This is a genomic window from Rhodoglobus aureus (assembly GCF_039527955.1).
Lineage (GTDB): Bacteria > Actinomycetota > Actinomycetes > Actinomycetales > Microbacteriaceae > Rhodoglobus > Rhodoglobus aureus.
Window position 1 is genome coordinate 26,675 of record NZ_BAAAKW010000035.1, and the last position, 21,902, is coordinate 48,576.

A 21,902-nucleotide genomic window follows, 5' to 3' on the forward strand; every position below is an offset into this window, starting at 1 on the left:
CGCGCACTCGTGGGACCTCGCCTTCGAGCGTCATTCTTCGGCACAGTAGTCACACTGACCGACCTTCTCCCCCCACGGTTGCGATATGGGTATGTGCACCGCATTACCCGGATGATGTTTTCGGGTTCGCTCCCCGTCGTAGCTCGAGTCGTCGTGCGCAGCAGCGCATCAGGCGAGGTGCGCGACGCCCGGACACCGGATATCACCTGCGCGATCCTCGCCGACCACTTAGATGTCGGCGGTATCGGCGCTGTGGTCGAAATGCTGGCCACCAACTTCGAGACCGTGGGGGTGCAACCCGTCATTATTTGCCATGGAGACGGTGAGCGCGCACGCACGCTTCGTCGGCTTGGCATCGAGGTCCGCAGTGTTACCGACAGCGCTTCGGCGCATGCTGCCTTGGCCAGTTCCGGCGCGGGAGTTCTCCAGCTGCATAGCGCGCCAGAGTACCTAGAGCACGCGGGAATGGCGACGAACCTCCCGATCATCACGGTTATGCACAACACCGAGATCCACTACACAGCGAACAAGTGGAAGTCGTTCACGGCGTTGCTTGAACGTTCGACCGCAGGCGTAGCGGTGAGTGACACTGTGCGCGAATATCACGCGCGCCACCTGTCGCCCGAACTCGCCCGACGGATCGCCGTTGTGCCGAATGGAGCCCCATCGCTCTCGTCCGCGACTGCTGAGGAGCGACAGAAAGCGCGTCTCGCAGTGTCACAGGCGATTGGCGTGGACATCGGCAACGAGGTGCTGTTCATCTGCCTCGCACGGTATGACTCGCAAAAGAACACTGCCGGCACGACCGCGGCATTCGCTCGTGCAGCGCGACTGCGCAACGACCTCCATCTGATCTTCGCTGGCGATCCATCCGACTGGGCGGAGCTGCGTCGCGCGCAAGCGCTGCGCGACCTGGCTGATGGCCCGCGCCGCATCCACTTCCTCGGCAACTCTGATGCAGGCACACTTCTCACGGCCGGAGATGCGTTCTTGCTCGACTCATTCTTTGAGGGGTGGCCTGTCGCCGCAACGGAGGCGTTGGCGGCAGGACTCCCCTTGGTGCTGAGCGAGGTGGGTGGCGCAAAAGAACTCGTGGCGCACGATTCCGAATTCTCGATCATGACCACCAACCCCGCTGGCGAAGCAGCAGGGATCAGCGACGAGTCCGTCCGGCGGGCGCGCAGACGAACCCGCGAACAACCGGGGGCAAACGTGTTCGAAGCCGCCGTGCTCACCGTCGCTGCACGAGTGAAAGAGGCGACACGTCCACGTTCGCCGCGCTCAACGGCGGGCGTTGCAGACATGCTGCACGCCCACGCGCGGATCTTGCGAGACGTAGTTCAGGCGCGGTCTAGCGAATCCTCTTCACAAGACTTGCCGTGACATTGCGTGCTTCGGGAACTGAGACCCGACCCATGAGCATGGTGCGCACAGTGTCTACGGTGTCTGACGCCGTGACGCTGTAGCGTGCCTGCAGCCAGGAGGCACTGCGTGCCCGGAATCGATCGCTGGTAAACACCGTGCGATAGTTAGCGTCCCGCAACTGAGAGAGCAGCCGCCGATCGTAGCGACCTAGCGGCAACGCCGCGTCCAGAATCACTCCCCCGCTCGCCTCGGATAGCGCCTCGCGCGCGTCGATGAACTCACGACGCGCGACGTCGTGCGATAGTCCCCGCCATGGGATGTGTGACCATCCGTGAGTTCCAATACCCATGCCATTGTTACGGAGGTCGTGCAGGTCAGAAGAGTTAAGACTCGCTGGATCCTGAAGTCTCCCGGCGAGCGCAAAGAAGGTGGCGCTCAGGTTGCGTTCCCGCAGGGCGGGAAGCGCAACGTCGGCGTCAGATCGGTTCCCGTCGTCAAAGCTGAACGTCACATCCGGCCGACCGAGCGCCAGGTCGAGGATGCCTTGGAAGGCGTCATGCGTGACCCAGTACTTGGCTTCGCCGTCCTCTCGCTCGTGGGTGCACACGCCGATTCCGTGGAAGCAAAGATTCGTAATCATCTGCTGCCTTTTCCTGACCCTGCTGGGCGTACGCGCGTGCTTTCATCCCGGCCCCAGTCTGAACTCGACGCCGTCCGGCGAGCCCGCCGTGCTGCAATCACCGTAATCGCGACATAGGGGAACGCCGCGAGGAACAAGCGGGGCTCCCGCCCGACTACTCGCAGCCAGGCACGCTTATCGGACCTTCGCACCGACAGGTCAATTTCGCCCGACCGAGCAGCATCACGCATCTGGCTGTTCCCTCGCCGAACGCGGACCAGTCGCCGGATTAGGTCACCCACAGTGAACGGTGCTTCAACAGTGACCTCCACCCCTGGTACGGTCACCTTCTCCTCGGCCAGGAAGAGTGAATCCAGGAAGAGATCGTCTGCGACCATCTCCGGAAACGTGCCGAATCTGGCCCGTCCCTCGGCGGATAGTGCGATCAATCCGCGACCGAAGAGACCGTCAGTGAAAGCCGGGAGGCGTTCGTTGATGGAGAAGTATGCGCGCACGAGCCACGGACGCCCCTCAGTGTTCAACCTTCGCCGGGGCACGGCCGCGAGCGCGCCGGGGGTTCGGTCGAGCGCTGCGGTGAGGTCGGCAATGGCGTTCACGGGTGCCACGATGTCAGCGTCGAGATAAATTCGGGGGAATCCGTGCGCGACCAACTCGCCCGCATTGAGCGCGGCGGCCTTGCCGGGCTGCGGTCGATCGACGACTGTCACCTGTTGCGCGCGGGCGATCTCGGCAGTGGAATCGGTGCAGGCATTAGCGCTCACGACGATCTCGAGCGAATCGGTCAGCGCCACCTGCTGCAAAAGCGCATCAAGGCACGCCCCAATCACGGATTCCTCGTTGTGAGCCGCGATAACGACACTGGTCACCTGACTCCCCCTAAGCTGACGGCATGGCGAATTCCGGCGTCTCGACGCACCCGATCACCCCGGAGGATGCCGCCTCGGTCAGCGAGTTTCTGCACGAGCACCTCGACGATCGGGTGTCCTCCGCGGCATGGAAGCAGCTCATCCTGCCGCCGTGGAAACACGTCGGCCCCAATCACGGATTCCAGCTCGTCACCGACGATGGTGTCGTCGTCGGTGCGTATGTTGCCATCTATTCGAAGCGCGACGTCGATGGAGTCACTATCGATGTCTGCAACCTCGCGGCGTTCTGCGTACTCGAGGCCTTCCGCATGCACAGCCTGAGGCTCATCCGTGCACTTCTCAAGCAACCCAACTTCGTCTTCACCGACTTGTCGCCCAGCGGGAATGTCGTTGCGATGAACGAACGATTGGGGTTCCACCGCCTCGACACAGCCACCCGACTCGTGGTCAACCTCCCCCATATTCATGGTCGTGGTCTTCGGCTGACGAGCGATCCGGTGGCCCTCGATCGCGTTCTCGTCGGTCGTGATGCACGCGTCTACCGCGATCATCGCGACGCTGCCGCCGCGGAACACCTGCTCGTCGAGCGAGAGGGAAACTACGGGTACCTGATGTTCCGGCGCGACCGCCGGAAAGGACTGCAGCTGTTCGCCACACCGCTGTACGTCGGCGGCTCCAGTGAGTGCATCGAATCCTCGTGGGGAGCGGTCCGATCTCACCTGCTGAGCAGTGGGCTGGTGTTCACGCTCGCCGAACACCGAGTTCTTGGCTTCGCCCGAGGGCTCGGCACGACGTTGGCTAACCCACGATCCAAGATGTTTCGTGGAAGCGGCATTCAGGCCGATCAGGTCGACTACCTGTACAGCGAACTCGCGCTCGTTGAGTGGTGAGGGGAGCACGAGCGCGCTAGGCTGACGCACGCTTGGCATCAACGAAATCCGTCAGGGTGCCCACTGTCTCGAAGAGTTCGGCGCCGAACTCCTCGTCATCGATCGTGATATCGAAATGCTCCTCCAGCTCAGCGACCAGCTGCACGACACCGAAAGAATCCAGTTCGGGTAACGCGCCAAACAGCGGCGTATCTCGGTGAAGATCCGCTGGGTGCTGCGTGAGCTCCAGCGTTTCGATCAGCACGTTGCGCACGGCGTCGAGAGTATTGGTCATGGCTGCTCCGTTCGATTCAGACGAGCACCTCTGCGGGTGCAGGGTGTCCTAGGAAAGCTGTAGGGCTGGCGGTCAGACCGTAGGCGCCCTGTTGAAAGATGACGATGAGGTCGTCAATTACTGCGTGCGGCAGCTCGATGTCGTCACCGAGCAGGTCGAGTGGCGTGCAGAGACAGCCCACGACCGTGGTGTTCTCCTCGACGGGTGTGTCAGCACGGGTTCCCACGATCACAGGATAGTTGCGCCGAATCGCCTGCCCGAAGTTGCCGGACGCGGCCAGCTGATGGTGCATCCCCCCGTCAACCACCAGATAGGTCTTGCCGCGCGAGACCTTGCGATCCAGTACACGGGTGACGTACACACCGCACTCGCCAACGATGTAGCGGCCGAGTTCGATAACCGGCTTCGCCTCGGGCAGTCTCTGAGCGATAGGTCCGTCGACGAGCGCGTGGAGGTCGGCAGCCACGGCATCGAGATCGAGCGGCTGATCCTTTTCCGTATAGGGAATGCCGAAGCCGCCACCGAGATTCAGATACCGCACGGGGGTCGCTAGGTGCTCGGCGAGGTTGCTCACGAGATCCACCGTACGGCGTTGCGCCTCAGCGATGATGGCCGCATTGAGGTTCTGCGAGCCAGCGAAGACGTGGAATCCCAGGATGTCGAGACCCGCAGACGCGTACTCACTCAAAACGTCTGGCACCAGCTCCGCATCGATGCCGAATTGCTGCGGGCCGCCGCCCATGCGCATGCCCGACCCTTTCACCGCGAAGTCTGGATTGACCCGGATTGCGATTCTGGGGGTCAGACCAAGCTCCTCACCAGCCTTGATCACACGCTCGAGCTCGGTGGTGGATTCAATTTCGACGATGATTCCGGCCGCGACTGCCTGTCGGATCTCGGCCGGCGCCTTGCCGGGCCCGGCGAAGCTAACTCGGTCGGCACTGATCGTGCTGTCCAGTGCTGTCTGCATCTCCAGAGCGGATGCCACGTCGATGCGGTCGACGCGCGCCGCAAGGTGCTGCACCATCGCGGGCATCGGGTTGGCCTTCATCGCGTAGCTGAGCTCGATGCGACGCGGTAGCGCCGCGCGCAATCGATCCACCCGCGCGTCGAGAATGTCGCGGTCATACGCGAAGAAGGGTGTCGATCCCACTCGTGCCGCAAGCCTCGACAGTGGCATGCCCCCCAGACGGAGCTCTCCGTCCAGTGTGCCGAACGCGGCCAGGTGCTCGTAGGGCTTCATGTGGACACCTGTGCCTTCATAAGATTCCGATCGAACTTCCCGTTGGGTGACCGTGGCAGCTCGTCGCGGACATCAATCTGCGTCGGCACCATATACAGCGGCAGCACCTGTCGAAGCGCACTGAGTAGTAGTGCGGTGTCGAGGATTCCGTCCACCGCCGTCGCAATCAGAACAATACGGTGTCCGATACCGACTTCCTCGATACCGAGGGCGACCGCATCCCGAACCACACCGGTCGCGTACGCCGCCTCCTCGATCTCACTCGGGCTCACGCGGTACCCCGATGTCTTGATCATGTCGTCGGTTCGGCCGACGAAATAGAGAAAACCTTCCATATCGGCGACCACGGTGTCGCCCGACCACACGGCCCTTTCCGGTGCGCGCCACGGCTGATCCTGATGATGCACCGGGCGGTATCGCTCCGCTGTCCGCTCCGGGTCGTTCCAGTACCCCAGCGCGACGAGCGCCCCGCGATGGACGAGTTCGCCTTCTTCACCCGGCGCGCAGCGTGTCCCATCGGGATGCAGAACGAGAATCTCCGCGTTGGGGATCGCCTTTCCGATCGAGTCTGGGTGGCGGTCTACCTCGCTCGGGTCGAGGTAGGTCGACCGGAACGCCTCGGTCAGCCCGTACATCAAATACGGATCGGCATTCGTGAATATGCTGCGAAGTCGATCAAGAACCGTGCGCGGCATCCGGCCACCCGTGTTGGCCCAATACCGCACCCGCGCGGCGGCCTCCTCTGGCCAAGCCACGTCCGCGATCTGGAGCCAGAGCGGAGGCACACCGGTAATGCCGGTCACACCGTGCAGCGCGCACAGTTTCGGTACATCCCGCGGCAAAAGATAGTTCACCAGAACGCAATGTGCACCAACGGCGAACGCTGTCGTCACCTGACTGAGCCCCGCATCGAAGCTCAACGGCAGGATGCTCAGGATCACGTCAGCGCTCGTGTTTCCGAGATACGTGCTCACACTCTCGGCACCGACGATGAGGTTGCGGTGGCTCAGCACGACGCCCTTGGGCATTCCCGTGCTTCCCGACGTGTAGAGGATCGCCGCCGGGTCGATGTCGATTGCGGCAGACCCGCTCGCCTCGGTCGTCCCATCGGTGGAGTCCCGCAGCGGCGAGACACGGTACCGGACAGAATCCATACCCTCCGCCGCGCCGACCACCAGGACCTGCTCCACCGATCCGTCCACGAGGACCGCGGGAAGCTGGGCGAGCCGATCTGCCGATGTCACCAGGAATCGCGCGCCGCTATCGTTCACGATGTGACCGACCTGCGCCGGCTTGAGGACGTGATTTATCGGAACGAAGATTCCCCCGGCCGCGGACGTCGCAAACATCGCGACAACCGACTCGATGCGTTTTTCGAGGTAAATCGCCACCCGGTCACTGGGCTGAAGGCCGAGTTCCTGCAGCTGCACAGCAGCAGCGCGCACCGACTGCCAGAGAGGGCCATAGGAGACGGTCTCCTTCTTGTAGGAGAGCGCCGCGGACTGTGGGGTCGTCTCCGCCGCCTGCTCGAGAAGATGATGGATGTTCGTACGAATCGGTGTCACGGTGCCCTCCGCTCGCGAATATATCGTGCGAACTCCTCGCTGTCATTGAGGTTAACGTACCGGCGCCCCTGCGCATCGGTTTCGGGGTTCGTGCCGTCATCCGGCACGGCCCGCCCTGGCTGAGTGAACCCGGATACCTCGTCAAAAACACTGACATAGGCCTCGGCCTGCGGACGCCAGTCGAGCTGCGTTGACACCCTCTCGCGCGCTTTCTTTCCCAGATCCACGCGAAGGGCTGGGTCATCGATCAGCCGTTCCACCGCATCCGCGAACGCTCCGATGTCGCCCGACGGTACGTAGAGCAGGGTGTCTCCACCAGACACCCGCGTCTCCACGAGGTCGAAGGAGACGGAGGGGAGGCCGTACGACATGTACTCCATCGTCTTGTTCATCGTGGACAGATCATTGAGTGGTGTCTTTAAATCGGGGCACAGCCCGATGTCGGCGCTGCTGAGATGTTCTGCGATCGCGACCCGATCGACGCGTCCCGTGAACCTGACGTGATCGTCGAGCCCCAACGCCGTCGACTGCCGTTTGAGGTCTTCGAGGCAGTCCCCGAACCCGAGCAGGGTCGCGGTGACGTGAGTGCGGCCGCGATTGTGGACGAGCTCATCCATGACCAACAGCACCTGATCGACACCATCCTGCGGCCCCATGATGCCGAGATAGGCGAGGTTGATTCCGTTGGTCGGGCGAGGATTCTCCGGGTAGATCGGGCGCATCTGCTTCGTATCAGGCCCACTGCGCACGACGGTGACCTCGTCAGGCCGACGTCCTCCCCGACGCACAGCGGTCGCCTTGTACGACTCGTTTGTGGAGGTGATGCGGTCGGCGGTTCGGAATGATCGTCGCTCCAGCCACCTCAATCCGGCGTACTGAAGTCTCTGCCCGATGCCCTGCGGTGCCCCAAAACGAGAGACGAACAGCTCAGGGTTGAGGTCGTGATGATCGAAAATGAACCGCACTTTTCGAACCCGCCAGATCAGTGCCAGTAGCCAGAAAGTGTCCGGCGGGTTGCACGCCTGAATGATGTCGAATCGGCGGTGGCGCCATGCCGCGAGCGAGAGCCAAGCCGTTCGCACCCAGCTGTACGCGAACTCCCAGACGAAGCCCAGCAGTCCCTGCGCCTCGGGTGCCGGCGTGTACTTGTAGATGTCGACGCCGTCGATGCATTGGCGCGGGGGGTCGCCAGGGCCCTTCGGGCAGATCACGCTCACGCTGTAGCCTCGCGCGGTCAGAGCCTGACACTCCAACCACACCCTCCGGTCGAGGGGCACGGGAAGGTTCTGCACGATGATCAGAACGTGGGGGCCAACGGGATAGTACTTCATGAGTGTTCCTCTCCATTGCGCAGGAAGGGGATACGTTTGCCCCACTTGGAGCGAGCCACAACCGCCAGCCCCTCTGGGATCACTCTCGGTGCGATCAAACGCGTCACGATCAGGTGGATTACGGTCACGGTCGCCGCGATCACGAGGATCGAAGCCCAATCGGGAAGGCTTCGTGTGAGCAACATGGAACCCCATCCCGCCGCACCGGAAGTCACGACGGCGGTGATGACGAACATAAACGGGCCAGCAACCGTGCGCACTGGCGCCGCCAGGATCCGCGCGACCAGAAACCATCGACTGACGGTGGCAACGACGCACACTCCGAGGAACCCCCACGCCACGGCCACGAGTCCGAAGCGAGCCAGAACCGCGGTGGTACCGAGCGTAAGTCCATCAATGACGAGGGCATATGCGAACCATTTGCCCGGCTTGCCGATGCCATAGAACAGGCCGTGGTCGAGCCATGCCCCGACCGTGAGCGTGCCCGCAATGGCCAGGATCTGTGCGATGGGATAGCTCGCCGACCAAGCCGCGCCGAACAGTATCGGAACCATCATCGGAGCTGCCACGGCAACGATCGTGAGCGGTAGCGACAGCGCGGCGTACGACATGCGCGATGCGCGCAGGTACGCGTTGAGCAAGCGTTCCTTATTTTCCCGGATGCGTGCGAACGCGACAGTGGTCACCGGCACGATCGCGCTCCCCGTGAGATCCTGAACAACTTGCACGAGACGCTGCGCGATATTCATGTAGCCCAGTGACGCTACCCCGAGCGTCGACGAGATCACGGCGGCCTCGCCAGAGGCCCGAATCATCGCGACGAATTCCACGCCCAAGACTTGCCCGCCGAACCGTGCCATGGTCGCGAACTCGCGCCGATTGAACATGAGGTTCGGGCGCCACCCGGCGGCGATCCACGCCAGAATCGCCGTGATCGCGGGGGCGACGAGGCTCTGTCCGACCAGCGCCCACACTCCCAACCCGCTGAACGCCATCACCATCGCGACGACCTGCGCGATGACGGCAGCGACCGCACCCTGGGCGGCGAGCACAGAGAAGCGCATTGTGCGCCGGAGTATCGCCATCGGTACGGAACCGAAAGCAGTGAACACCACCCAGAGTGACAGTGTCTGCAGCACCGGCACGACGTCGGGATTGCTGAAGAGGATCCCCATTAACGGCGCGATCGCGATGAGTGCGACCCCCAGCACCACGCCGGCGCTGAGTGAGAACCAGAATGCCGTGCTGAGCATCCGCTGGTCCGCTTTCGCCACTTGCACGATGTAGGCGGCGAAGCCCAGATCCGACAGTAGGTAGAAGAACGGCAGGATCGTCGACGCCGCTGCGACGGTGCCGAAGTCTTCCGGGCTCAACAGGCGCGTCAGCACCGCGATCGTGACGAAGCCAAGAAGGCGAATCACCCATTTCTGCGCGGTGAGCCACAGCACACCCGAAGCCGTCTGCCGCCCGACGGCATCCTCAGGGCCCTGTTCGTTGGGCGAGACGCGTGCCGTGGTCTTCACGTGGCATCCCGTCCAACAGCGCGCTGGATGCGTCGCATAACCTTCTCGACCAGGCGGCGTGCCTCGCGGGGAAGGTCAGCGATCCACGCTCGACGGCCATAGGCAGAAACCGCCTCCCGATAAAACGTTGCCAGCCGAGCCGTCATCGCCTCAAGGCCGAAGCGCTTGGCCGCGAACTCCCGACCGAATTCGCCCAGTTCTGCACGGCAAGGAGCGTTCGACAACAGCTCCCGAACGGCACGAACGAGGTCGCCGACCGGATCGGAGACAGCATCGGGGCTCCAGTAGCTCGATCGCGCGAGCGACTCGGCTGTTGACGGTTCAAACAGCTTCGACCAGCCCGCCTCGCCCTGCACGATCAGCGGCCGGCCGAACGCGAGCGAACGGGCAGCAGAACCACCCATGCCGAGCATGATGTCGGCTGCAGCGTACGCCGGTCGAGGATCGACCAGAGCACCGAGCATCCGCACAGCGTCGCGACCAACGGCCGTGTTGACATCACGCGCTCGAGCGCCCAGTCGCTCTCCCCCATCGCCAGCGCCGACGACGAACAGGGTGACATCCTCGGTCGCGAGCAACCGCATGGCATCGATGGCGGCCTCGATGGAGGTCGCCTTCATGTTGCTGTCGAGCCGACTGACAATTCCCAGCAGCAGACCGTCGCCCAGATCGTTCTCGCGACGGAACGCCCCGGCATCCCCCGACGTCGGTGAGTCCCGCGCCATGTCGACGGGGGGTGAGATCAGAATGGTCGGCCCTGGCCGATCGACGAGCTCATCCACGAGGTATCCGGTGCCGACGATCAACGGCATGTGGCGCAGCACGATGGGGGCGATGCTCATCTCGTACACCGTCTGCACCCAGGGCACTCCCCCGAAACGCGCCGGGCCCCAAAAGACCTGACGGGCCAGGCTCCACATCCCATAGACATGGATGAGGTCGACCTGCAGCCGCCGGGCCATCGAGGAAAGTTGAGCGGCGTGGGCCCGCATCCCGGGCAGCGCGTCATAGATCTCGATGGAGACGCCCTGCGCAGCCGCGTAGGTGAGCAGATTGGGTTCGGGAGCCAGCGACGCACGTTCGCCGACCAGCCAGGATTCCACGCCGTGCGCACGCAGCGCGACCGAGAAATCAACCGCATTAATCTGGGTGCCACCGAGTTCGAGGCTGTTCAGAAGGACAAGTACCCGCATGGCTTCCCCGCTCAGCGAACCACGGAGGATCGCAGAACGTCGGCGACGCGCTCCTGCTGGGTCTGGGTCAGGTGCGGAAACATTGGTAGTGACAGGATGCGGTCGGCGGCGGCCTCCGCTACGGGGAACCGACCGCGCTGATAGCCGAGCTCGGCGTACGCCTCAGTCAGGTGCACCGGCGTTGGGTAGTGGATGCCAACACCGATGCCCGCTTCGGACAGCCCAGCCATGACGCGGTCGCGGTCGGCGACCCGCACCACGTAGAGGTGCCAGACATCGGTGTTACCTGGGCGCGACGTGGGGGTGCGCACGCCCTCGATATCGGCGAGCAATGCGGAATAGAGATCTGCCGCAACCCGGCGCGCGGCGTTCCACCCGTCGAGCCGCTTCAGCTTCGCCCGCAGCACGGGAGCCTGAATCGCATCCAAGCGGGCGTTCATACCGATGTGATCGTGTACGTATTTTATAGAGCTGCCGTGGCCGGCCAGGTTGCGGATGTACCCCGCGATACTCGCATCGTCCGTCATGACGGCGCCTGCGTCTCCGGCTGCGCCGAGATTTTTGCCCGGGTAGAAACTCGTCGCCCCTACCCCGGCTAACGCGCCTGCCCGCCCAGCGGTCGACGACGCCCCCTGTGACTGGGCGGCATCCTCAACCACAACGAGACCGTGTTTGTCGGCGATCGGCAGGATGCGCTCGACGGGGGCCGTCTGGCCGAACAGGTGCACCGGCACGATGACCCGCGTGCGCTCGGAGATGGCGGCCTCAACGGCGTCGGGGCCGATGAGCAGGTGCTCCTCGTCGACATCCACGAAGACGGGCACGGCACCGATGCGCGAGACTGCCTCCGCCGTCGCGATAAAGGTGTTCGCCGGCATGATGACCTCGTCGCCAGGACCGACGCCGACAGCACGGAAGGCGAGCTCGAGAGCATCCGTGCCATTCGAGACACCGATCACGTGCTCGACCCCGATGTACTCGGCGTACTCGTGCTCGAAGGCGTCAACCTCGTCGCCACCGATGAATCCGGCGGATTCGAACTGGCGCTGCCACACAGGCAGCACCTCGTCGGCGATCTCGGCCTGCTGGGCAGCCAGATCGATGAACGGGATGCTCACTCTGTCACCCCCAGCTGCCGAGCGGGAACGCCAGCCCATGTCTCTGAATCGTGGATGTCGCTGAGCACGACCGCCCCCATGCCGATCGTGGCTCCGGGCCCGATCGATAGTCCCTGCCGCACCGCGGAGTTCATCCCGAGATACGCCCCGCGCCCGATACGGACTCCACCGCCGAGGGCGACGCCCGCCGCGAGCGTGGCAAAATCGTCGATGAGGCAGTCGTGCGTGATGGTGACCCGCGGCATGGCGACGACATGCTCGCCGATCTCGGCATCCGCGGTGAGTACAACACCGGCGAGGAGGATCGAGCCGAGGCCGACCGGGCACGCGCCAGGGTTGCGCACTGAGGGATCGATGACCGTCGCATACCGCTCTGACTCGATGCCGAGCGCGCTGAGCCGCTCGACGACCCGCTCGCGGCCCAAGCCAGACCCCACGCAGACGAGTACATCGGCATCCGGATAGAGCGCGATGTCATCGATGCCGCCGAGTATGGACGCACCGGCGATGGTGCGCGGAAGCTCGTCATGCCGATCGTCGAGGAACCCCAGAACCTCCCCGCCTGCTTCGCGCACCACAGGCAGCACCTCGCGGGCGAGGCCGCTGGCGGCGATGAGAATGAGCGGACGGCTCATGCCGCTGTCCCCGCTTCGCCGTTCGCCGCGCCGGTCAGCGCGTCAACGACCTGCGTCAGCTCGGCCTCGGTCAGCTGGTGGAATACGGGCAAGATGAGCGTGTTGTCAGTGAGGTGCTCCGTCACCGGCAGCGGAACCGATCCGGTATCGCGGTCGGCATACGCCGGCTGACGGTGGGCGGCCATGATGCCGCGGCGCGCCGAGACATCGGCGTCGGCGAGCGCCTCGAGCAACTCTTCGCGGGTCAGCGGGAAGCCCTCCTCGACTTCCACCCACAGCGACTGAAAATTGGAGGTGCCGTACTCCGGGTCAGTCACGATCCGCAGTCCCGGGATGTCGGCGATCCGATGCGCATACTCCGCCGCGATCTCGCGGCGCCGGGCCACGATCTCGGGCAAACGGCCGAGTTGCACGATACCGACGGCGGCCTGCATGTCGGTCATCCGATAGTTGAATCCAACCTCACCGAATTCCTCGGCCGGGGCAATTACGTTGGCCGCGCGGTCAGCTGCGGAGACGCTCATGGCATGTTCGCGGAGCTGGCGGGCACGGGCGGCCCATGCCGCGTTCGAGGTGGTGAGCATGCCACCCTCACCGGTCGTCAGAAGCTTGCGCGGATGGAACGACCAGGCGGCGATATCTGCGCCCGCTCCCACCGGGCGTCCCTTGTACGTCGATCCTGCACCGCAGGCGGCATCTTCGATGACCAAGATGCTGCGGGGGTCGGTCACAGCGCGGATCGAGTCGAGGTCAACGGGCATTCCGCCCTGATCGACGACAATTACGGCGCGGGTGCGATCGGTGAGCGCGGCACGCACGGTCTCTGCCGTGACGTTGCCGGTCAGCGGGTCGACATCTGCGAATACTGGTCGCGCCCCAACGTAGGTAGGCGCATTCGCCGTCGCGATGAAGGAGAAGGAGGGAATGACCACGTCGTCTCCCGCCTCGATCCCGCCCACCACGAGCGCGAGATGCAGCGCCGTGGTGCAGTTCGATGTCGCGACGGCGTGCTCAGCCTGCATCGCCTCGGCGAAGGCAGCCTCGAACGCGGCGACCCGAGGGCCCTGCGCGACCCAGCCGGAGGCGATGACCTCGGCGACCGCCTCTGCCTCCTCGGTGCCGAGCCACGGCTTCATGACGTTGACCCGGCTCATATGACGGCCTCCGACTTTCCGGCCGAGATCTCCTCGCGCAGCGGACGCCACCACTCGACGAGCGAGCGGAGGCCATCTTCCAGCGAGACCTCGGCGGTGAATCCGAGGTCGACTTGGGCCGCGACAGTGTCGGCGAGCCGACGCGTCACTCCGTTCACCGCGCGCTCGGGGCCGTGTTCGACACTGAGGTCGGAGTCCATGGCGCGCAGCAGCGCCTGGGCGAGTTCGAGCAGGCTCGTTTCCCGGCCGCTCGCCACGTTGTAGACGCCGTCAACGATGTCGCTCTGGGCGGCGAGGATGTTGGCGCGGGCGATGTCCTGGGTGACGACGAAGTCCATCGTCTGCTGGCCGTCGCCGAAGATCAGCGGGGGCTTGCCGTCGGCGATGCGCTCCATCCAACGGACGAGCACCTCGGTGTACAAGCCGTGCACGTCCATGCGGGGGCCGTAAACGTTGAAGTAGCGCAGGATGACGAAGTCGAGGCCGTTCATCGCACGGAAGCTGCGGATCATGCCCTCGTTGAATGACTTGGCCGCGCCGTAGAATGTGTCGTTGTTGTGGTGGTGGTGACGCTCGGTGGTCGGAAACTCTTCCGCCAAGCCGTAGACGGAGGCGCTCGATGCCGAGATCAGTTTGTTGACGCCGAGTTCGGCAGCGGCCTCCACAACGTTGAAGGTGCCATCCACGAGAACCTCGAGGGCGAGGCGCGGGTCTTCCGCGCACTGGGTGATGCGGATGGCGGCCTCGTGGAAGACCAGGTCTTTGCCGACGGTGAGTTCGCGAACAAAATCCTTGTCACGGAGGTCGCCCTCGTGCACGGTCACCTTGCCGGTCTGCATAGCGTCATCGAGGTTGGCACGACGCCCTCGCACAAGATTGTCGAGCACGTCGACGTGAGCGGCGCCGGCGTCCAGCAGCTGATCGACGATGTGCGATCCGATGGTGCCCGCCCCGCCGGTGACGAGGATGGTGGTTCCGGAAATGTCGCTCATGATGCGTGCTCCTTTGACAGGGGGACGGAGTCAATCGGACTTGGGGCGCCCGACAGGGCGAGACTACGGCTCGCAGCTTCGAGCACGGAAAGTACGCGCAGACCGGCGCGGCCGTCGGTGCGCGGCCGTCGGCCGTCGCGGATGCTCTCAGCGAACTCGGTGGTCATCGCCCCGAGGGCTTCGCGCTCAGGCAAGGCGGGAGACCAAGTGTCACCGAGGCGGTACGAGACGGTCGCTGCCGCGCGGTCGGCGGCGCTCGTCGAGACCTGCGTAAGGTCGACGCCCCGGTCGTAGACGCTCAGGCGTTGCTGCGGATTCAGATCATCCCAGACGAGGGTCTGCTTGGTTCCGCCGACGACCATCTGACGGATCTTGGTCGGGCTGAGCCAGTTGACGTGCACGTGCGCCATGGCGCCACCCTCGAGCGGAAGGCTGAGGTAGCCGACGCAGGACTTGCCGGAACCGAGCGGGTCTGCGCCCTGAGCGGCGGCGGTCGTTGCGGTGAGACCGCCCGGAAGGATGAAATCCATGATCGAGAGATCGTGCGGGGCGAGATCCCAGAAGACGTCAACGTCGGGCTGAATCAGACCGAGGTTGATGCGTACCGAGTCGATGAACAGGATGTCGCCCAGCATGCCGTTTGCGATCAGCTCGCGGATCTTCATCACGGCAGGGGTGTAGCAGTATGTGTGGTCGGCCATCAGCACCAGGCCGCGCTCGTCGGCCTCGCGGACCATTTCGAGCCCACGCTCACGGCTGTCGGCCAGCGGCTTCTCGACGACCACGTGCTTGCCTGCGCGGAGCGCCTTCAGCACGATGGGGTGATGGGTGCGCGCGGGAGTCGCGATGGCGACAGCGTCGAGGTCTGGATTGGTGAGCAACTCATCGAGGTCTGTGACGACCGGCACTCCCCCAAGCGAGGTGGCGAGCTTTTCGGCGCGCCCCCGATCGAGATCGCAGATCGCGATCAACTGCCACTGGGGGTTCGCGCGAAAGTTTCTCGCGAGGTTCGGACCCCAGTAGCCCGCACCGACGACAGCTACGCGCAGTGGATTATTCACCATGCCCCATTCTGGTCTCCGGAGGGCTGCCAGCGGCAGCCCTCGATCCGGGGTCACGAGTTCGGAACGAATCCCACGTCGACCCAGTAGTTGTGAGGCGAGGCGTTGCTCATGAACCCGCTTCCGTAAACATAGGCGCCGCCGTTCGCGGGCGTACTGAGGGATCCGCTCGTGGTAGCCGCCGCCAGGCCGTTCAGGTCGACAGCGTACCTGCCGGAGGTACTCAGTAGTCCGACCCGGTACTCCGTTCCTGCCGCTATAGCGACCGGTGTACTCAACGTGGCGGTCTGCCATCCGCTTGCAGTCTCACCGGTGAACGACACTGTGCCGAGAAGGCTCCCCGTGCCAGACCAGAGATATCCGGTGTGGGTGCCGGTATTCGTCGGTCCCTTGTAGAAGCGGATCGTCTTAACTGTGCCAGCGACCGATGTCGAGAAGCGTGTGCCGACCTGCACGGTGGCAGGGTCGTTCCAGTTGACGTTGGCTGGCACCGCGTTCTCGGCGAAAATGGATTGCGCGGTCACCTCAACGGGCTGTGACGTCGTCGTGAATGACCAGGATGTTCCAATCTGTGTGGAGCCAGAACTCACGCTCGCGGTGTAGCTCGTTGACCAGCCGAGCGGACTCGCTGGCACAAAGGTCACGTTGCTGGAGCCGGCCGAATAGCTGCTCGTTCCAGCGACCGCTCCCGAGGGACCCGTCAGCTGAAGAGTCGCCGTCGCGGCATCTGCGCCCGTGACCTCGGCGGTGACCGACACGGTTGGTGACACATCCGTCGCGTTAGCCCCTGGCGACACCACGCCCACGCTCACCGCGGGAGGAGTCGGCGTCGGGGTCGGGGTCGGCGTCGGCGTTGGGGTCGGCGTCGGCGTTGGGGTCGGCGTTGGGGTCGGCCCGGTTGCGAAGACGACATCCACGAAGTAGTTCGTCGAGTTCCACACCGAGGTGGGCATGCCACCCGCCGCCCCGTAGAGGTACCGTCCGTTGCTTGCCTCTGCGGTGAGGGGGCCGCTCGTGCGTGTGCTGGTGAAGTAGGACGGTGTGGCGGAGTAGCGGCCCACGGGCGCCAGGTAAGACACAATATATGTCGTCCCCACCGTGAGCGCGTATGGCGTCGCGAGCGTCGCCGTCTGCCATCCGCTTGCCGTCTCACCGGTGAAGCTGACGGTGGCGAGTCGGGTACCCGACGTCGACCAGAGCGAACCGGTGTGCGTTCCGGTGTTGCCCGCACTCTTGTAGAAGCGGATCGCTGTGACCGAGCCAGCCTGTGAGGTGCGGAAGGCCATACCGAGCTCGACAGCAATGGTGTCAGGGTCTTGGGTGATGCTCGGGGTACCAGAGATCAGAGAATATTCGGGGTCGGGAGCGGTGTTGGTTCCGGTCGTGAACGACCAAGTTCCGCCGCTCGGCGTGGTTGATCCGATAGTCACCGTCGCCGTGTACGACGTGGATTGCGCCAGCGCCACTGTCGGAGCGAAGGTCACCGTGCGGGTGGAGGTCGAGTACGTCGAGGTGCCTGCGACTGATCCGCTCGGGCCGGCGAGAGCCAAAGAAGGCGTTCCTGATGTGCTTTCCCCGGACATCACCGCAGACACCGACGTTGAGGTCGCTACTCCGACCGCCCCCGCTACTGGTGTCTTCGACACAACCGTCACCGGGACGGGTGCCGAGGTCACGAATGTCACGTCGACGAAGTAGTTCGTCGCCTTGAAGGTTGAGGTCGGGAATCCACCGGCGGGGCCATAACGGTATTTGCCGTTATTTGCCGCCGGTGCCGTCAGCGGGCCACTTGTTTTCGCAGTGCTGAAATCGTTCGCGGTGGCGGAGTACCTCCCGACCGGCGCCAGGTAGGAAACAACGTAGGTTGCTCCCGCGGTGAGGGCCAGAGGGTTCGAAAGCGTCGCAGTCTGCCATCCGGTCGCCGTCTCACCGGTGAAAGTGACAGTGGCAAGCCGCGTGCCGGTTGACGACCAGATCGACCCCGTGTGCGTGCCGGTGTTTCCGGTTCCCTTGTAGAAGCGGATCTGGGTGACCGAGCCGGGCTGCGATGACGTGAAGGCCATCCCGAGTTCGACGGCGCTGGTGTCATTAGCCGCCACGGTGACCGGAGTATCCAGAATCAGATTGTAGGCAGTTCCGGTTGGCGCGGTTCCCGCGGTCGTAAACGACCAGCTTCCGCCTGAGAGCGCGGTCGATCCCGACGCGACGACGACGGAATAGGTCGTGCCGCTGGTCAGCGCTGATGCAGGCATGAACGTCAGGGTCTTGGTTGCGGACGCATACGTCACAGTTCCGGCAACAGCGGTGGCGCCAGTGGTGACGGTCACGGTGGGCACAGGTGTTCCCGGATCGGCGGAAAGAGTGGCAGTAATCGACGTTGAGGTGGCGACGCCGGTCGCACCCCCCTGTGGCGTCCGTGAGGTGACCGTGGGAAGCGGGGTAGCACCACCCGCAGTGAACAGCACGTCGACGAAGTAGTTGGTCGTCGACGGCGAGGACGGGAAGCCGTTGCTGTAGTTGAAGACGGCGCCGTTGGCAGGAACCGTGAGGAATCCGCTCGTGTATGGCTGGCTGAATGCTCCGGCGGTAGTGGAGTAGTTACCGCTCGTTGCCCGGTACGAAGCGACGTACTGAGTGCCCGCCGTGATGTCGACCGGCTGGCTGAAGTAAACGGTCTGCCAGCCGCTGGCGCTCTCACTGACGAAGGTCGCTGTTGCCAGCTGCGTTCCGGTCGATGACCAGAGGGTGCCCGTGTGGGTGCCCGTGTTCGTCGAGCCCTTGTAGAAGCTCATGCCGACGATCGAACCGTCGGTGCTTGAACTGAACGAGACACCGAGGGTGACCGGGCTATCGGCAACGTGCAGCACCTCCGGCACCGCCGACGACGAGAAAATCGACGTCGGGCAGGATGCGCCGCTTCCCTGCGCTGCAGTCGTGAAGGTCCAGGTATTGCCGGTTGACAGCGGGCCGGCCGGGCCGCTCGCCACAATGGTCGCCGTGTACGAAGTGCTCGCGCCCAGCGCCGCGGTCGGTGTGAAGGTGGCCTTCATCGTGGAGGCGTTGTAGGCACTGGTTCCCGCGATCACAGCTCCGGCCGCAGTCTTGAGTGACAGGCTGACCGTGGATGCAGTCACCGAGCCCGCCAGCACTGCATCCACCACGGTAGACGTGGCGGCACAGGTGGAGTTCGCGAGCGGGTAACGCGACGCCACCGATACCGGTGAGTTGTTTTGCGTCGAGAAGATCACGTCAACGTAGTAGTTGCTGGCCTGGTAGCTCGCGCTGGGGAAGGTGCCAGGGTTGCCGTAGACACCCGGCGATGGCTGCCCGTACCCGTATGCCACCGTCAACGGGGGCGAAAGTTTCGACGAGTAAGCCCAGTAGTAGCTGGCCGAGGGGTAGCGACCGACGGGCGCGGTGTACGACACCGTGTACTTCTGCCCTGCGGTAACGCTGACCGGGTTCGAGAACTGGGCAGTCTGCCATCCACTTGCCGTCTCGTTCGTGAATGTCACCTGCGCCAGGCGAGCGCCGGCGGCGTTCCAGAGGGAGCCGGTGTGGGTCCCGGTGTTCGCCGTGCTCTTGTAGAAGCGCACGCCGTTGACGAAACCGCTCACATCAGGGCTGAAGTTAAGGCCGAGCTCGACTGCGCTCGTGTCACCGGAGTCAGCGACGCGCGGGGTCTCTGCGCCGAAGACGCTCGCCGGCGCGGTGACGGTTACCGTCACCGTCGTCGGCACCGAGGTGTTCGCGCTGTCATCGGTGGCGCGCACCCGGACCGGCTGGGAGCCGAGACCGGTCTGGCTGTAGGAGTAGCTCCACGACGAGGTGCCCGTAGCGTGATGCCAGGCTGTCCCGCCGTCCGTTGAAACCTCGACGCCAGCGACCACACCGCCTGAGTCCTGCGCGGTGCCCGAGACCGTCACCATTGAGCCGTTGCTCTGCGTCGAATTCGCCGCGGGAGAGACGATGGTGACCGTGGGCGCCGTCGTATCGGTGCTCTTGGCGGCAGGCACGAGGCCATCCATCAGGGTTAAGGGCTGCGCCGACATGTCGGCAAGGATGTTGACCTGTGCCTGCTGCATGCGAGCATCGGCCGGGGCGCCGTTGCCATCGTGATTCTGGGTGAGGCCCCACGCCCACTGGATGGAACCCGCGCCGAAGACGAGCGCGCCGCTGGGGGCGCGGTAGAGGATCAGGTTGTGCGTGGTGGTTCCCGGGGCTACGACGTTGCCGAAGTCCTGGAGTATCTCTGGCGAGGGGCCCACTGTCGTCGAAAGTTTGACCAACCCGGCGGGGCTGAAACCGTTGTCGCTGACCTCGTTCGACTCGTAACCAACGGTGTGCGGGGCGAGAGCCTGGCTCGTTCCTGCCGCCAGATTTGTGAGCGAAGTACCACGCCAGAGGCGGGTCTTCCCCTGATCCGCCGTCACGGTGACCGGCAGATCGTCGAAGTTCGCCATGTACATCGTGCCCGAGAGGGCGTTCTCCGGAACGCCGCCTCCCGCGCTGGGCGGCGCAAAGCGCGGATCGCGCCAAGTCCCCGTCCATGCCGGGCTTGGGTCGATCTTCGCGTTCGCCCAGGTCTCCTTGTACGAGACGAGCGTTCGATAGCCGTTGGAGCCAGGGTCGACAGCGGATGCCTCATACCTGGTTTTCCAGTAGATCTCGTTGCCGGACAGGAACTGGAGGTTGACCCCGGCGTCCCGGGCTGCTTCGACATTGGCTCGTTGACCCGCCGACCAATATTCGTCGTGGCCAACGGAGAGGAATACCTTGTGATTCAGAAGCAGCGAACCATAGCGGTCGGTGTCAACGCCGGCTGCGTACGTCATGTCGTAGCCGTTGCGCTCTAAGAACTGCACCTGGGCGAATTCGTTGCTGAAGTAGAAGTCGCGCGCTGTTACGCCGTCCCTCGTCGCGAACGGACGGTTGTAGCTGAGCTTGTACGCCCTCCCGGCGCCACCACCTTGGTAGAAGTTCGCGCCGCCATACTTATTATAAGCCTGCCAGGTCGTATCGGATGTCTGGAAAAGCACATCGGACTGGCTGGAATCGTCGCGCACGACGAAGATGATATGGCTCGCTCCACCGGTGTCGGTGCGGGTCAGGAGAGCGACGTAGACACCCGAAACGGCCGTGGAGGGAACCGCCCAGGATGCGGAGAGCCCCCAGTTGCCGCAATCGGTTAGCGAGGTCGCCTCGTCGTAGGCACACGGCGGCTGGTTCTGCGGGAGCGACGCGGAGGGCGAGAAGCTCGTGATGAATCGTGCCCCGAGGCCCTGGTAGTACCCGGTGCGGTAGATGTCCAACCGATAGCTTGAGGCTGGCGTTGAGATCTTGAAACCGACAGTACTGCCCACGTTGACGCTGATATCTGTCGCGAAGCCCTGGATGGTCGAATCGCCCGCGCCCGAGATATCCCAGGTCGACGGATCGGTGCCCGGCTTGCTGTTCTCGCAGGCGATCTTGTTCGAGCTCGGTCCACACAGGTCCGTCACGGCCGCCGCCGGCACTGCGGGCACGCCGATGAGGGCGCTCGCCAGCAGCGCGATAGCGGCCACCATGGCAGTCGCTGGCGTCGAGATGGGTCGCCGCTGCATGGTCGGCCCCTTGGCGGGCTGGCGATCGAGCATCCGTGAGATCTTCGTCGACAAGGTGAACATGGTCATCAGAACGCTCCCACTGGCGCGATAACGACTCCGACGGAGCGCCACATTATTCGAAGGCCACCGGTAGTCGACCAGTTCTCCACGTAGTGCGGGGCGAGGGCAACCTCACCAGCGCCCGCCGTCATAGGCTCGATTCCGCTCACGGCGCCGCTCCTAGTGAAGAGGGCATTGCCGAGCGGTGCGTGGGCGATGGATGTTTTGGGTTCTTCGAGCCGAGTTCGCGCGAAAAACATTTCGGGAGAAATTCGCATGGGTATCTGCCTGTTGGGTACAGGTGGTGCTCGAGCCAGCATCATTTCTTGGGTAGCTCTTGCTGGCGCCTCGGTGGGGGGTTCCGAAGTGTTGTTAGGTTAGCCGGGAAGACTCGAGCAGTCAAGGAC

Annotated in this window: 17 protein-coding genes; 2 read left to right on the forward strand and 15 right to left on the reverse strand. The window is 64.1% G+C overall.

Going from position 1 to position 21,902, the window contains the following annotated elements; all coding sequences use genetic code 11:
• The first annotated feature begins 9 nt into the window (after nt 1–9).
• Nucleotides 10–1,383, forward strand: a complete 1,374-nt coding sequence (locus tag ABD112_RS11160; RefSeq protein WP_343925881.1) for a glycosyltransferase family 4 protein — start codon at nt 10–12, stop codon at nt 1,381–1,383.
• Here ABD112_RS11160 and ABD112_RS11165 read toward each other — a convergent pair.
• Complete coding sequence (locus ABD112_RS11165) at nt 1,352–2,005, reverse strand: polysaccharide deacetylase family protein (RefSeq protein WP_343925882.1); 654 nt, start codon at nt 2,003–2,005, stop codon at nt 1,352–1,354. The two genes, ABD112_RS11160 and ABD112_RS11165, sit on opposite strands and share 32 nt — an antisense overlap.
• Nucleotides 2,002–2,871, reverse strand: a complete 870-nt coding sequence (locus ABD112_RS11170) for a glycosyltransferase family 2 protein (protein ID WP_343925883.1) — start codon at nt 2,869–2,871, stop codon at nt 2,002–2,004. Before ABD112_RS11170 ends, ABD112_RS11165 begins: the two co-directional genes overlap by 4 nt.
• 23 nt (nt 2,872–2,894) lie before the next feature.
• Between ABD112_RS11170 and ABD112_RS11175 the strand changes: the two genes are divergently transcribed.
• Entirely contained in the window at nt 2,895–3,761 is an 867-nt protein-coding gene (locus ABD112_RS11175) for a GNAT family N-acetyltransferase (RefSeq protein WP_343925884.1), read from the forward strand.
• Between the two features lie 16 nt (nt 3,762–3,777).
• On the opposite strand, the gene ABD112_RS11180 is transcribed toward ABD112_RS11175, so the two are convergent.
• Genes ABD112_RS11180 through ABD112_RS11240 form a run of 13 tightly spaced genes read right to left on the reverse strand, consistent with a single transcriptional unit; the run spans nt 3,778 to nt 21,773 of the window.
• Nucleotides 3,778–4,035, reverse strand: coding sequence for an acyl carrier protein (locus tag ABD112_RS11180; RefSeq protein WP_343925885.1), 258 nt, complete (start codon nt 4,033–4,035; stop codon nt 3,778–3,780).
• 16 nt (nt 4,036–4,051) lie between these two features.
• A complete protein-coding gene (locus tag ABD112_RS11185) occupies nt 4,052–5,278 on the reverse strand; it encodes a pyridoxal-dependent decarboxylase, exosortase A system-associated (protein WP_343925887.1) in 1,227 nt (408 codons plus the stop codon).
• Nucleotides 5,275–6,843, reverse strand: coding sequence for an acyl-CoA ligase (AMP-forming), exosortase A system-associated (locus tag ABD112_RS11190; RefSeq protein WP_343925889.1), 1,569 nt, complete (start codon nt 6,841–6,843; stop codon nt 5,275–5,277). Before ABD112_RS11190 ends, ABD112_RS11185 begins: the two co-directional genes overlap by 4 nt.
• Entirely contained in the window at nt 6,840–8,174 is a 1,335-nt protein-coding gene (locus ABD112_RS11195) for a glycosyltransferase family 4 protein (protein ID WP_343925891.1), read from the reverse strand. Before ABD112_RS11195 ends, ABD112_RS11190 begins: the two co-directional genes overlap by 4 nt.
• Nucleotides 8,171–9,697 (reverse strand): lipopolysaccharide biosynthesis protein, encoded by a 1,527-nt coding sequence (locus ABD112_RS11200; protein WP_343925893.1) that lies wholly within the window; start codon nt 9,695–9,697, stop codon nt 8,171–8,173. Before ABD112_RS11200 ends, ABD112_RS11195 begins: the two co-directional genes overlap by 4 nt.
• Nucleotides 9,694–10,890 carry a glycosyltransferase family 4 protein gene (locus ABD112_RS11205; protein ID WP_343925895.1) on the reverse strand — a complete coding sequence of 399 codons (1,197 nt, stop codon included), beginning with the start codon at nt 10,888–10,890 and terminating at the stop codon, nt 9,694–9,696. Before ABD112_RS11205 ends, ABD112_RS11200 begins: the two co-directional genes overlap by 4 nt.
• A gap of 11 nt (nt 10,891–10,901) precedes the next feature.
• The gene (locus tag ABD112_RS11210) at nt 10,902–12,008 is read right to left on the reverse strand and encodes a DegT/DnrJ/EryC1/StrS family aminotransferase (protein WP_425563831.1); all 1,107 of its coding nucleotides are present in this window, start codon (nt 12,006–12,008) and stop codon (nt 10,902–10,904) included.
• The gene (locus ABD112_RS11215) at nt 12,005–12,643 is read right to left on the reverse strand and encodes an acetyltransferase (protein ID WP_343925897.1); all 639 of its coding nucleotides are present in this window, start codon (nt 12,641–12,643) and stop codon (nt 12,005–12,007) included. Before ABD112_RS11215 ends, ABD112_RS11210 begins: the two co-directional genes overlap by 4 nt.
• Nucleotides 12,640–13,797 carry a DegT/DnrJ/EryC1/StrS family aminotransferase gene (locus ABD112_RS11220; protein WP_343925899.1) on the reverse strand — a complete coding sequence of 386 codons (1,158 nt, stop codon included), beginning with the start codon at nt 13,795–13,797 and terminating at the stop codon, nt 12,640–12,642. The genes ABD112_RS11215 and ABD112_RS11220 overlap by 4 nt, the downstream gene beginning before the upstream one ends.
• Nucleotides 13,794–14,789: an NAD-dependent epimerase/dehydratase family protein gene (locus ABD112_RS11225; protein WP_343925901.1), complete on the reverse strand. Its 996-nt coding sequence runs from the start codon at nt 14,787–14,789 to the stop codon at nt 13,794–13,796. Before ABD112_RS11225 ends, ABD112_RS11220 begins: the two co-directional genes overlap by 4 nt.
• Entirely contained in the window at nt 14,786–15,853 is a 1,068-nt protein-coding gene (locus ABD112_RS11230) for a Gfo/Idh/MocA family protein (RefSeq protein WP_343925903.1), read from the reverse strand. The genes ABD112_RS11225 and ABD112_RS11230 overlap by 4 nt, the downstream gene beginning before the upstream one ends.
• 50 nt (nt 15,854–15,903) lie before the next feature.
• Entirely contained in the window at nt 15,904–21,522 is a 5,619-nt protein-coding gene (locus tag ABD112_RS11235) for a DUF4082 domain-containing protein (protein WP_343925905.1), read from the reverse strand.
• Nucleotides 21,522–21,773: a hypothetical protein gene (locus ABD112_RS11240; RefSeq protein ID WP_343925906.1), complete on the reverse strand. Its 252-nt coding sequence runs from the start codon at nt 21,771–21,773 to the stop codon at nt 21,522–21,524. The genes ABD112_RS11235 and ABD112_RS11240 overlap by 1 nt, the downstream gene beginning before the upstream one ends.
• Nucleotides 21,774–21,902 lie beyond the last annotated feature (129 nt).